At 57.0% G+C, this 12,631-nt stretch carries 10 protein-coding genes; 6 read left to right on the plus strand and 4 right to left on the minus strand.

Annotated elements, in window-relative coordinates; translation table 11 throughout:
* Positions 1–12 precede the first annotated feature (12 nt).
* Both AC2FI8_RS16430 and AC2FI8_RS16435 read right to left on the minus strand, forming a co-directional pair.
* Complete coding sequence (locus tag AC2FI8_RS16430; protein ID WP_496780186.1) at positions 13–1,608, minus strand: MFS transporter; 1,596 nt, start codon at positions 1,606–1,608, stop codon at positions 13–15.
* Between the two features lie 81 nt (positions 1,609–1,689).
* Positions 1,690–2,577: an AEC family transporter gene (locus AC2FI8_RS16435; protein ID WP_496780188.1), complete on the minus strand. Its 888-nt coding sequence runs from the start codon at positions 2,575–2,577 to the stop codon at positions 1,690–1,692.
* A 217-nt stretch (positions 2,578–2,794) separates the two neighbouring features.
* Here AC2FI8_RS16435 and AC2FI8_RS16440 point away from each other — a divergent pair, with 217 nt between their 5' ends.
* On the plus strand, positions 2,795–3,604 hold the full coding sequence (locus AC2FI8_RS16440; protein WP_496727013.1) for a division plane positioning ATPase MipZ: 810 nt from the start codon (positions 2,795–2,797) through the stop codon (positions 3,602–3,604).
* 321 nt (positions 3,605–3,925) lie between these two features.
* Entirely contained in the window at positions 3,926–5,392 is a 1,467-nt protein-coding gene (locus AC2FI8_RS16445; protein WP_108861328.1) for a uracil-xanthine permease family protein, read from the plus strand.
* Positions 5,393–5,469: 77 nt separating this feature from the next.
* Here AC2FI8_RS16445 and AC2FI8_RS16450 read toward each other — a convergent pair whose 3' ends face one another.
* Both AC2FI8_RS16450 and AC2FI8_RS16455 read right to left on the minus strand, forming a co-directional pair.
* Positions 5,470–6,714 carry an adenylate/guanylate cyclase domain-containing protein gene (locus tag AC2FI8_RS16450; protein ID WP_496727012.1) on the minus strand — a complete coding sequence of 415 codons (1,245 nt, stop codon included), beginning with the start codon at positions 6,712–6,714 and terminating at the stop codon, positions 5,470–5,472.
* 60 nt (positions 6,715–6,774) lie between these two features.
* A complete protein-coding gene (locus AC2FI8_RS16455) occupies positions 6,775–7,227 on the minus strand; it encodes a MarR family winged helix-turn-helix transcriptional regulator (protein ID WP_496780190.1) in 453 nt (150 codons plus the stop codon).
* 57 nt (positions 7,228–7,284) lie between these two features.
* On the opposite strand from AC2FI8_RS16455, the gene hmgA reads away from it, so the two are divergent.
* The 4 genes from hmgA to AC2FI8_RS16475 all read left to right on the plus strand — a co-directional run bounded on the left by hmgA (position 7,285) and on the right by AC2FI8_RS16475 (position 12,628).
* Positions 7,285–8,640: a homogentisate 1,2-dioxygenase gene (gene hmgA / locus AC2FI8_RS16460; RefSeq protein WP_496780193.1), complete on the plus strand. Its 1,356-nt coding sequence runs from the start codon at positions 7,285–7,287 to the stop codon at positions 8,638–8,640.
* 22 nt (positions 8,641–8,662) lie between these two features.
* Positions 8,663–9,919, plus strand: a complete 1,257-nt coding sequence (gene fahA, locus AC2FI8_RS16465) for a fumarylacetoacetase (RefSeq protein ID WP_496767268.1) — start codon at positions 8,663–8,665, stop codon at positions 9,917–9,919.
* Positions 9,920–9,929: 10 nt separating this feature from the next.
* A complete protein-coding gene (locus AC2FI8_RS16470; protein ID WP_496780195.1) occupies positions 9,930–10,880 on the plus strand; it encodes an MBL fold metallo-hydrolase in 951 nt (316 codons plus the stop codon).
* A 137-nt stretch (positions 10,881–11,017) separates the two neighbouring features.
* Positions 11,018–12,628 (plus strand): FAD-dependent oxidoreductase, encoded by a 1,611-nt coding sequence (locus tag AC2FI8_RS16475; RefSeq protein WP_496780197.1) that lies wholly within the window; start codon positions 11,018–11,020, stop codon positions 12,626–12,628.
* The last annotated feature ends 3 nt before the right edge of the window (positions 12,629–12,631 follow it).

Raw genomic sequence — 12,631 nt, forward strand, 5'->3', positions numbered from 1 at the left:
GTTGAAGCGAACTCAACTCTTCGCACGCGTCAGCTCGGCTGCGCTGTGTACGGGCGGAACCGGGCCCCGAAGCAACATCAGCGCCAAAGCCATCCCGACTAGAGCCGCCACCGCGGCAACAAGCATCGCGCTGTCAAAGGCGTTGTCCTGCAAGTCCCGAAGGGCCTTGGCCAAAGCGCTGCTAGTTTCAGGATCCATTTTAGCGATCAGTTGTTGGATTTGACTCGGCGTCCCATGGGTTAGGGCATGGGCCAGATCTTCTCGCTGGTCGGACCCGGCGGGCAAAGCATTCATGACCTCGGAAATACCTCTGCGGGTCGTTATCGCTTCGGCCAACCCTCCGACTACGGCGCCCAGTGTCGCGCCAAAATACAGGCAGGCGTTAATCACCCCGGATCCCTGCCCCACATGCTCTTCCGGCAACACGCGCAGACCGAGCCGGGGTAAAAGTGAAAAACAGATACCTAATCCAATGCCGACGATCATCAGCTTCCACCAGATCTCAGCATATTGGGTGGAGTTCGAAGTTGTCATCAACAGCAAGAACCCACAGGCCATCGCCCCCAAGCCGATCGCGATAGGCCATTGAAAGCTGTAGGGCGCCAGAAACCGGGGTGCGGTGACCGAGATCACGAACATGCTGAGGCTAAGCGGCATGATCGCCAAACCTGCGCCGATGGGCGAATAGCCGAAGGCATCCGGGGATTGAACGAACGTGTTGAAGTACACAAAGAAACAGAACAGCGTGAAGCCGGTGAAGAACATGCCAACGGCGGCCATGAAATAGCGCGGATGCTTGAAGTATCGTAGCTCGATCAACGGATCGTCGCTGCGGCGGGATACGATGACAAGGATGATTGTCGCAACCGCAGCGACTCCCAGCGGCATCAATGTCATCGGCGTAGCCCACCCGCTGCTTTCGCCATTGCTAAGCGCGAAGGACAGCGGGCCAAGGAACAACAGCAGCGCAAAAGCACCCGGATAGTCAAACTTGGCCCCGGCCTGACGTGTGTCCGGCACGTATCTGCGCCGGCTGACATGTAGCCCAATCAGGAAGGCGAACATCAGCAACACCAGATCGGTCGCAAACACTGCGCGCCAGCTGATGTAGTGGGCAAAGGCTCCGCCGACGATCGGCCCGACGCCAATGGCAAGACCGACAATTGCACCCCATGCGCCGGTGACACCTGCACGCTGTTCTTCAGGTGTGGCGGCGGTGAGCAATGACAGAGATGTTCCAAACAAGGCCGCAGCCCCTGCACCCTGCGCCCCGCGCCCAAACAAAAGCATCGCGCCATCTTGCGCAAGCAGGACCGAGGCGGACCCAATGCCAAAGACAATCATACCAGCAAAGAACACGCCCATCTTGCCGGTGATATCGCCCAACCGGCTGACGATTGTGACCAGCGTAGCGCTGGCCACGGTATAGGTTGCCATCACCCATTGCAGACCGGATGGTGTCAAATCGAACTCGGCCTTGAGGTTCGGCAGGATGGTCGCGACGGCCGTTGTGTTAAACCCAACAACCATCATGCAGATGGCCGTCATCGCCAGCACAACGCGGGCACCCCCCTCGTGTGTTGGGTCAGAAGACGTCTTGTCGGTCATAATTCCACCCCAAAACTCATTGTTCTTAAATGCAATTAATCAGCAGTTTAGCGATTTTTGTCGCTGGGCATAGGGTCGGCTTTAGATCCAGTAGGACAGAGCAAGCGGCAGGACGATGATCGTGGCCAGCGTCGACACAAGAATGAAACCAGCAACATCCGGCCCGTATTCCGGAACGTGCTGGTCAATGAACAGGTAAGTCGCAACCGAGGACGGCATCAGGCAACACAGGATCACCGCGCCACGCTCAGCTCCGGTGAAACCGAACACCCATACCAAAGTGCTGGCGATTGCAATCGCCATGACCAGATGCAGAACGGTCAACAGCACCGCCCGGCCCAGGCTTTTGATCCGCAACGTCGCCAGCGTATGACCCAATGTCAGCAGCATCAACGGGATCGACAGCCCACCAAGAATGTCGAAGGATTTTGCCAACGGCTGAGGCAAGCTTGATCCGCTCGCCATAAGGATCAGCGATAGGATCACTGCATAAATAATCGGGGACGTGACGAGCTTTCTGGGCGAAAACTCCCCCGCCGGGATCCACATTCCGATGGTGAAAATGCTGATCAGCACCACCACGACAAATCCCATCGTATAGGCCATTCCCGCATCACCCAACGCAAGCAACGCGATAGGCAGTCCGACATTGCCCACGTTCCCATGCATCAGCGGTGTCAAAAAGGCCCGAACCGGCAGACGCATGGCTTTCAGTGCCAGAAATCCCAACACTCCGAACCCCGCAATGGCCAGCGCTGCGGCCGTCATGACGTCCAGAAAGGTGCCAACCGCAACTTGGGTCGTGGACAGATGCGAGATGATCAGCGTCGGGTACCCAACGCGTGAGACGATCCCACCGATGACTTTGTTGTCGAACGGCGCCTTGATCACAGCAAGGGCATAGCCGATCCCGGCACAGATCAGCACCGGCAGAACCACGTTCAGAACGTTCAAAAACAGATGGTCCAACCGGTTCCCCTATCGCCAAACCCTGATTTGAACTGTGAAACACCCCATCCGCTTTGACAAGCACGCGTCCTAACCAACACACCCGGTTGAGTTTTCCAAATTAGAGCCTGATATTGCCCTTCGATGGCGCTTGGGGTTCTTCCATTCCCGGCCTCCACAACATATAGTGGGTCGCAACAACGTGTGGTTAAGCACGGCGGGACGTGGGAATACAAGCATGGCACATATTATCGTAGTGGGGAACGAGAAGGGCGGCGCAGGCAAATCGACCGTGTCGATGCATGTAGCGACCGCACTAGCGCGATTGGGTCACAAGGTCAGCACACTGGACCTTGATCTTCGGCAGCGCAGCCTTGGCCGGTACTTTGAGAACCGCGGTAATTTCCTGAACGGGTCCGAGGTCACTTTGCCTAGCCCTCGCCACCACGATCTGCCCGAGATTGATGCCGCCAAGCTGAAACCCGGCGAAAACATCTATGACCACCGCTTGTCAGCTGCCGTGTCCGAGCTGGAAAGCGACAGCGATTTCATCCTGATCGACTGCCCCGGATCGCACACACGCCTAAGCCAGGTGGCACATTCGCTGGCCGATACGCTGATCACGCCACTGAATGACAGCTTTATCGACTTTGACTTGCTTGCACGGATCGACTCGAAGGGCGAAAAGATCCTAGGCCCGTCGGTCTATTCGGAAATGGTGTGGAACGCGCGTCAGTTGCGCGCGCAGGCGGGACTAAAACCCATCGACTGGGTGGTCGTGCGCAACCGCGTCGGCACCCAGCGCATGGTCAACAAGGAAAAGATGCAGCGCGCGATTGAGATGCTGTCCCAGCGCATCGGCTTCCGCGTCGCCTCGGGTTTCTCCGAGCGGGTTATCTTCCGCGAGCTTTTCCCACGCGGCCTGACCTTGCTGGACCTCAAGGATATCGGGGTCAAACAGCTGAACATTTCGAACATCGCTGCACGGCAAGAGCTGCGCGACATGATGAAAGAGCTTAACCTGCCGGGCGTAGAGATCGACTTCTAACTGCCACGTTCGGGCGTTCCAGTCCCAGCGCTACTATACCTCGCTAAAATCGTAGATCGGGTGCGCCCCTGCCCTTTTGGGCAATGAGTTTTGACAATACCGGCAGCCTGACGCTTCAGCGTCGAGTTAGGGCTGACTCTGGACCGCCATTGGTTTCTTTACCAAAAATACAACCATCCAAAACACCTTTTTGGTATTTTTGATAATCCCAGCTATCTGCTTGCTCTAATAATAGACAACTTTGAATGGATCAGGATGTGAATTCCACACCAGGCTATCAAAGGACAGGACGCCAAAGCGCGCGTTTACGGGAGGACAGCCATGACCGATTCATCCATTGGGACGCCGGAGCAACTCCGCGATCCAAATTACTTTCCAGCCATATACCGGGCCGTGCCGTTGGGGATTCAGCACGTGCTTGCAATGTTCGTGTCAAACGTTACTCCGGCGATTATCGTCGCTGGCGCGGCGGGCTTTGGCTTTGGCTCAAACAGCCCGGATTTTCCCGAATTGCTGTACCTGATCCAGATGTCGATGCTTTTCGCCGGTGTTGCCACGCTGTTGCAAACGGTAACGCTTGGCCCGGTTGGCGCGGCGCTTCCGATCGTACAGGGCACATCATTCGCCTTCATTCCGATCATGATCCCTCTGGTTGCCGGAAAAGGCGTGGACGGTCTTGCCGCCCTGTTTGGGGGCGTGATTATCGGTGGCTTGTTTCATGCCCTGTTGGGCACGGTAATCGGCAGGATACGCTTTGCATTACCGCCTCTGGTCACCGGATTGGTTGTGACGATGATCGGTCTTGCACTGGTAAAGGTCGGCATCGAATACGCGGCCGGAGGCGTACCAGCCAAAGCATCGGGTGCGGAAAGTTATGGTTCATTGTCCAGCTGGACACCTGCGCTGATCGTTGTGTTTGTCACGCTGGGGCTAAAGTTCTTCGCGCGTGGCATGCTTTCCGTTTCGGCTGTCCTGGTCGGTATTTTGGTGGGCTATGTTTATTGCCTACTGGTTGGGAAGCTGCCCGTTGAAGTGATCTCAGGCTCGTGGGAACGCTCTGCGGCTTTCGCACTGCCGCAGCCTTTCAAATACGGTTTCGAGTTCTCGTTCGCCGCAGTAATCGGTTTCTGCCTCATGGCCTTTGTCTCTGCGGTTGAGACGGTCGGAGATGTCTCGGGAATCACCAAAGGTGGCGCCGGTCGCGAGGCGACCGACAAAGAGATTCAGGGGGCCACATACGCGGACGGTTTCGGCTCTGCCATTGCGGGTGTCTTTGGCGGCTTCCCGAACACCTCGTTCAGCCAGAATGTCGGTCTGATCGCTATGACCGGCGTCATGAGCCGCCACGTGGTCACCATTGGTGCCATTTTCCTGATTGTGTGCGGTCTGGTGCCGAAGGTCGGCGGGTTGATCCGAACGGTTCCGATCGAAGTGCTGGGCGGCGGCGTCATAGTCATGTTCGGCATGGTTGTCGCCGCAGGCGTATCCATGTTGTCGGATGTTGTGTGGAACCGTCGCAACATGGTGATCTTTGCGGTTTCGCTTTCGATTGGTCTGGGGCTTCAACTCGAAGTCATGAACGTGGCGCCCGGATCGGCAAATGCGCTGCAGCACCTGCCCGACACCCTGCGGGTCCTGGGCGCGTCAGGCATCCTTCCAGCTGCGTTCATCGCTATTGTGCTTAACCTGATCCTGCCAGAGACACTCGCTGATGAGGCGACAGAAGAAGTCTCAGGGGGTATGGCCGGCCACGGGCGCGGCGCGTTGGTTAAGGACGATCACGTCTGAGCCAGAAACCATTGCCTGGGCCTGTTCACAAATGGATAGGCCCAAGCCGTGATTAATTTCGGCCACAAAACGCAAACTTAATCCCGTGCGTCATTCGCCTTGTAAACCGTAAACAGTTCCTTCGGTTCCGGCACTCCACGCAGCATGTAACGACCTACAGAGACCAGCTCTGACGCGGCAGGTCGTGCAGCCTTAGCCACATCGTCCGAGATCAGGATCCGTTGCCCAAGTGATCGGTGCATTCCGGCAATCCGCGCGGTCTGGTTGACGGTCGGGCCGATGACGGTGAAGTCGAGGCGGTTCTCAGAACCAATATTGCCGTACAGAATCTCACCCGCGTGCAGGGCCAGCGTATAGTTCGACACAGGTAGGCCATCGGCAGAACGTTGTGCGTTCAGTTTCGCCATCGATGCCTCCAATTCGGCGACGGCCGCCAATGCCGCACGCGCATCCGCATCAATCTCGCCTACATCGAACATGGCCATCAACCCGTCGCCCATGAACTTGAGGATGCTTCCGTCGCATTTGTGGACCACGTCTATCGCAGCGGCCAGATACTCGTTTAGCATCTCAATAAGGGCATCGCCCGGCAGCTCTTCGGACAGGCTGGTGAACCCCTCAAGGTCAAAGTTCCAGATCACTGCATCGATCTGCTGAAGCGACCCGCGCCTGATCTCGCCGGACAAAACGCGCCGACCGGCATCACGACCCAAATAGACGCGCATCAGGTCCTTTGATATCCGCTGGTTGTTTGCCGATTTCAAAGCCAATCCGAGATGCGGCAGGGCTGTATTGATCAGCGCCAGATCGCTGTCCTTGAACCCCTCGGGCGCGTTTGACGTCCAGGACAACAATACACCGTTCACCGCCTTTTTGGCGTCCTTCGGCTGATTATGAGTCGGAATGTCAAAGGACACACCCGTCGCGTAATATTCAGTGGCGCCATGTTCGCGCAGTTCATTCAGCAAGGGAAATCGGCTTGGTTCGTTCTGATCCACCAACCGTTCGTGCACAACGCTTTCGCCTTCGTTCAGAACAGCAAACAGAGGGCTAGCACGCCATTGATCGCTGGGTTGTTCAGAGTATTCGAACTTTTGATATTCCCCGCCCTTGCCGTAATACCAGCTATAGCCGGTTCCGCCATAAATCGGGTGCAGGGTCGATTGGGCCGCGTGAAATCGCATTAGTGGAACGCCCAGTTCCACCAGGCGATTGCAGTACTCCTCCAGCAGTTCTTCTTTTTCGACACCCTCAAGCCCGCGCGCCACCAGCCAGTTGATCAGATCGCTTGATTTTGCCGTATCGGCATCCAAGGTCGTCATGTTTTGTCCCATTTTTGTTCTGGGCTTCATCTGGGAATTGAGGCGGTGAATTACCAGTGGTCAATCCATATGCGCCAGACGCCGAAGCATTTTGCGCAACAGTTCTGCTTCGTCCCGGGAAAACAGGCCAGCAAGCTTTGTATCATAGGCCTCGGCCACCAAGCGCAAATCCCTGTAAACCGTCTGACCTGCGGATGTCAGCGTCAATTGTTCAACCCGGCGGTCGGATGTGTCGCGATTACGGGCTAAGTATCGGCGCTGTTCCAGTTTCGAAACTGCACGGCTGACCTTGGTTTTGTGAATTTTGGCGCGCTCACCTATTTCTTTCGCAGTCATCTCGCCGTAATTTCCCAGATGAAACAAGACGCGCCATTCGGTGCGAAGCATTCCGAAACGGTCCTTATAGACCTGCTGAAACTCCAGCGAACTTTCTTCGGCTGCACGGTTCAGCAGATACGGCAGGAATTCCTGCAGATCAAAGTCATCTTTTTTGGCAGATTTGTCCTGAGTCATGCTTGTTAGTTACAAAATCAACTATTACTCGACAAGCAGCAATTGGAGGAACACAGGATGAACCATCCGACGGATCCGCACAAAATGACGCAAGCCGGCACGCCCGTTGGCACGCAAGCAGGCTATATGCCCGGCTTTGGAAATGATTTTGAGACGGAAGCCCTGCCCGGCGCATTGCCGCAGGGTATGAACAGCCCGCAGCGTTGCAACTACGGTCTTTATGGTGAACAGCTTAGCGGCACGGCTTTTACAGCCAATCCGCCCGAACGCACGTGGTGCTATCGCATTCGCCCGTCGGTCAAGCATTCGCACCGTTATGAAAAAATCGAACTACCACATTGGAAATCCGCGCCCTGCGTTGACCCGGACGTGATCAGCCTTGGCCAATATCGCTGGGACGCAGTGCCTCATTCCGATGACGGGCTGACATGGCTGACCGGCATGCGCACCATGACAACGGCGGGGGATGTGAACACGCAGGTGGGCATGGCCAGCCACATCTATCTGGTCACCGAATCTATGGAGGATGACTATTTCTTCTCAGCCGATTCCGAGATGTTGGTGGTGCCACAGGAAGGTCGCCTGCGGTTCGCGACCGAACTCGGAATCATTGATCTGGAACCCAAGGAAATCGCCATTCTCCCCCGTGGCCTCGTGTACCGTGTCGAGGTGCTGGAAGGCCCGGCGCGCGGATTTGTCTGCGAGAACTACGGCCAGAAGTTCGAATTGCCCGGCCGCGGTCCAATTGGGGCCAATTGCATGGCCAACCCACGCGATTTCAAGGCTCCGGTGGCGGCGTTTGAAGACCGCGAGGTGCCTTCGACCGTGACGGTCAAATGGTGTGGGCAGTTCCATACCACAAAGATCGGCCAAAGCCCGCTGGACGTGGTGGCGTGGCACGGGAACTACGCGCCCTACAAATATGACCTGCGCACCTACTGTCCGGTCGGTGCAATTCTATTCGACCATCCCGATCCGTCGATCTTTACTGTCCTCACCGCGCCCTCGGGGCAACCAGGCACGGCCAATATCGACTTTGTCCTGTTCCGCGAACGCTGGATGGTGGCCGAGGATACTTTCCGCCCGCCCTGGTATCATAAGAACATCATGTCTGAGTTGATGGGCAACATTTACGGCCAGTACGACGCCAAACCGCAGGGGTTTGTTCCGGGCGGCATGAGCCTGCACAACATGATGTTGCCGCATGGGCCGGATCGGGAGGCGTTTGAAAAAGCATCAAACGCCAACCTCGGGCCAGACAAGCTGGACAACACGATGTCCTTCATGTTCGAAACCCGTTTCCCGCAGCATCTGACACCATTTGCAGCCAACGAAGCCCCGTTGCAGGATGACTACATCGACTGCTGGACGTCGCTTGAGAAAAAGTTCGACGGCACACCGGGCAAAAAGTGACACCCAAAAGAGGTCTGAATACATGCCATTGATGAAATCCTGGGTGGCCTCGGCCAATGAGGCCGATAACCCTTTTCCCCTGAACAACCTGCCTTACGGTGTTTTCTCGACCGAAGGCGGCGATCCGCGCTGTGGCGTCGCGATTGGTGACATGATCCTGGATGTCACCGCCGCTGAGACCAATGGTCTGATCGAACTGGCCGACGAGCCGCTCTTTGACCTGCCTTTCTGGAACCCGCTGATGGAGGAAGGTCCTGCCGTCTGGGCTGCATTGCGCAACCGCCTGACCGCATTATTGGCCGAAGGCGCCGAAGAACAGGCGCAGGTTGAACCGTTGCTTATTGCTCAGATCGACGCCGAAATGCACATGCCTTTCGCCGTCAGCGAATACACCGATTTCTATGCCGGACGTCACCACGCGCAAAACGTCGGCACCATGTTCCGCGGACCGGAAAATGCCCTTCCGCCAAACTGGTTGCATATCCCCATCGGGTATAACGGCCGGGCTTCATCCGTTGTCGTGTCGGGGACCGATATCCGTCGGCCCTGGGGCCAGCTCAAGTCGCCCGACCATGACATGCCCGCTTTTCTACCTAGCCGTCGTTTTGACATCGAGCTTGAGATGGGCGCGATTGTCGGTACACCCTCGGACGGACCCATCTCGGTTCAGGAGGCCGACGACAACATCTTTGGCTACGTTCTGCTGAACGATTGGTCCGCACGCGATATTCAGGCCTGGGAATATCAACCCTTGGGGCCGTTTCAAGCCAAAGCCACAGCCACTTCGATCAGCCCGTGGATTGTGACAAAGGCGGCACTGGAACCCTTTCGCTGCGACACGCCTGCGCGTGAATTCGAGTTATTGGATCACATCAAAGACTGCGGTCCGATGCTGTATGACATTGATTTGGAGGTCACGATGGAGCCCGACGGCAAGGACGCCACAGTCATTGCCCGAACAAATTACAACGAAATGTACTACTCGGCCGCCCAACAACTGGCACACCATTCGACCTCAGGCGGCCCAATGAACACGGGCGATCTGCTTGGGTCTGGCACGATTTCCGGTCCAACAAAATCAGAGCGGGGCTCGCTGTTGGAACTCAGCTGGGGCGGAAAGGAACCGCTGACGCTGGATACCGGTGAAACCCGCACTTTTATCGAGGACGGTGACACACTGACCCTGACAGGTGCTGCCAAGGGCAAAGGTTACACCATCGGGTTTGGCGACTGTGTCGGGACCCTGCTGCCCGCCCTTGAAAACCCATACGCCCGATAAGGAACTCATCATGTCCAAGGCATTCGCGTCCCAAGGGGACATGTCGGAAAAGAAGATCTCTTTCACGGAGGTCGGCGAGGGCCTTTATGCCTTCACCGCCGAAGGCGATCCGAATTCAGGCGTCATCATCGGCGATGATAGCGTCATGATTGTCGAGGCGCAGGCGACCCCGCGCCTGGCCAACAAGGTGATCGAATGTGTGCGGTCCGTCACCGACAAACCGATCACCCACGTTGCGCTGACCCACTACCACGCGGTTCGCGTACTGGGTGCCAGTGCGCTTGGTGCGCAGCAGGTCCTGATGTCGGACATGGCGCGCGCCATGGTCGTTGAACGCGGGCAAGAGGACTGGGACAGCGAGTTTCAGCGTTTCCCCCGCCTGTTTGAAGGCCATGAAAGCATCCCCGGCCTGACCTGGCCCACCACCACATTCAGTGACACGATGACGGTTTATCTGGGTAATCGTCGGGTCGATCTTATGCATTTGGGCCGCGCCCACACCGCAGGTGATATCGTCATTCACGTACCCGACCAGAATGTCATGTTCACCGGTGACATCGTCGAATACCACTCGGCCTGTTATTGCGGTGACGGGCATTTCAGCGATTGGGGCGATACGCTGGATGAAATCAAGTGGTTCGACGTCGATGCCATCGCACCTGGTCGCGGAAACGCCCTGGTTGGCAAGGACATGGTCAATGCAGCGATCGAAAACACTCGTGACTTTGTCGAAAGCACCTACCGCCCGGCTGCGAAAGTGGCGGCACGCGGAGGATCTCTGAAAGAGGCATGGGATGCAGTGCGCGCAGAGTGCGATCCGAAATTCGCCGATTACGCGATCTACGAACATTGCCTGCCTTTCAATGTCGCCCGCGCCTATGACGAAGCCCGCGGCATTGACACGCCCCGTATCTGGACCGCCCAGCGCGACTTGGAGATGTGGGAGGCCCTGCAGGGCTGAAGAAGACGAGCAAACTTGATCCAGATCGTTTTGCACAGGGGAAATAGGTGGAATCATAGGGCAAGGCCTTCTGGCGCGTGCGTGCCAGAGGGCGGGATCTAGTGCGCCCACGGCGCCTGAGTATCGGGGGAGAGCCCATGAACAATATTTTCGAAGTTCCACTCTATGCCTATCAACGCAGCCCGGATCAGGACACGGCAAGCTCGGTACGACACAAGGTTATCGTGATTGGTGCCGGCCCGGTTGGGTTGGCCGCGGCCATTGATCTGGCCCAGAAAGGGGTCCCCGTCGTCGTGCTGGACGACAATGACAAGGTTAGTTTTGGCAGCCGAGCGATCTGCTTTTCACAGCGGTCTCTGGAAATCGCCGACCGTCTGGGCGCCGGGGTTAAGTTGGTCGATAAAGGCGTGCTGTGGGATGCCGGCAAAGTCTTTTTTGACAACCGGCAGGTCTATGAGTTTCACCTGCAACCCGACGCGGGCTATGCGCACCCCGCCTTCATCAACCTGCAACAATACTATTTTGAAAAAGCGCTAGTTGAACGGGTACGGGAACTGCAGGCCGAGGGCGCGCCGATTGAAATTCGCGGCCAGAACAAGGTCGAAGCCGTCGGTACCCACAACGATCACGTCAAGCTTGAAGTCGAAACTCCCGAAGGCCCCTATAACGTTGAGGCGGATTGGCTGATTGCCTGTGACGGTGCAAACTCGCCAACCCGCCGCATGCTCGGCTTGGATTTCGAAGGCCGCGTATTCGAAGACAACTTTCTGATCGCTGACGTGGTGATGCAGGCGGACTTCCCGACCGAACGCTGGTTCTGGTTCGACCCGCCGTTCAATCGCGGACAGTCTGCCCTGCTACACAAACAACCCGACAACGTGTGGCGGATCGACCTGCAACTAGGAAGGGACATCGATCCCGAGCAGGAAAAACAACCTGAAAACGTGATCCCCCGGCTTAAGGCGATGTTGGGCGAAGAGATCAATTTCGAACTTGAATGGGTCTCGATCTATACGTTCCAATGCCGTCGGATGGAGCGGTTCCGCCATGGTCGCGTTTTGTTTGCTGGCGACAGCGCTCATCAGGTCAGCCCCTTTGGCGCGCGCGGGGCCAACTCTGGCCTGCAGGACACAGACAACCTGTGCTGGAAACTAAAGATGGTTATTGACGGCGACGCGCCCGAGCTTTTGCTGGACAGCTACAACCGCGAACGGGTCGAAGCCGCTGATGAGAATATACGCATGTCCACCCTATCGACGGAATTTATCACGCCCAAATCCGATATGTCGCGTCTTTTACGGGATGCGGTTTTGGACCTCAGCGAGCACTACGCGTTTGCGCGCCCGCTGGTCAATTCCGGCCGGTTGAGCACACCATGCGCATATTCCGGATCATCGCTGAGTTCTGCGGATGCTCTGACCGGGCCAGAGATCACGCGCCCCGGTTCCGCCTGCCCCGACGCGCCTTTGGGTGATGAATTTTTGCTGCCCAAGTTGGCCGGAAAATTCACGCTGCTGACGATAGATGCGGATGCACCCGACACTATCGAAGAGGGCGGTGTACAGGCGACGCGGCTGGCCCTGTCGGTCAAGGATGACCTGTCTTTGGAGTTGAAGCGCAGGTATCTGGGTGATGCCACAGGCGCGGTGTACCTGATCAGGCCTGACCAACACGTTGCAGCCCGTCGCGACACGTTCGAAGAAAACGCATTCCGGCAGGCGATCCGCCGGGCAACAGGTAAGGAGTGAGCG

It is taken from the genome of Ruegeria sp. CDSB029 (assembly GCF_059611125.1).

Bases quoted from the DNA above. Each gene is read 5' to 3' on its own strand.
- AC2FI8_RS16470 (WP_496780195.1), top strand. From the start codon at position 9,930: ATGTCCAAGGCATTCGCGTCCCAAGGGGACATGTCGGAAAAGAAGATC.
- AC2FI8_RS16475 (WP_496780197.1), top strand. From the start codon at position 11,018: ATGAACAATATTTTCGAAGTTCCACTCTATGCCTATCAACGCAGCCCG.
- fahA (WP_496767268.1), top strand. From the start codon at position 8,663: ATGCCATTGATGAAATCCTGGGTGGCCTCGGCCAATGAGGCCGATAAC.
- AC2FI8_RS16440 (WP_496727013.1), top strand. From the start codon at position 2,795: ATGGCACATATTATCGTAGTGGGGAACGAGAAGGGCGGCGCAGGCAAA.
- AC2FI8_RS16445 (WP_108861328.1), top strand. From the start codon at position 3,926: ATGACCGATTCATCCATTGGGACGCCGGAGCAACTCCGCGATCCAAAT.
- AC2FI8_RS16455 (WP_496780190.1), bottom strand. From the start codon at position 7,227: ATGACTCAGGACAAATCTGCCAAAAAAGATGACTTTGATCTGCAGGAA.
- AC2FI8_RS16430 (WP_496780186.1), bottom strand. From the start codon at position 1,608: ATGACCGACAAGACGTCTTCTGACCCAACACACGAGGGGGGTGCCCGC.
- hmgA (WP_496780193.1), top strand. From the start codon at position 7,285: ATGAACCATCCGACGGATCCGCACAAAATGACGCAAGCCGGCACGCCC.
- AC2FI8_RS16450 (WP_496727012.1), bottom strand. From the start codon at position 6,714: ATGACGACCTTGGATGCCGATACGGCAAAATCAAGCGATCTGATCAAC.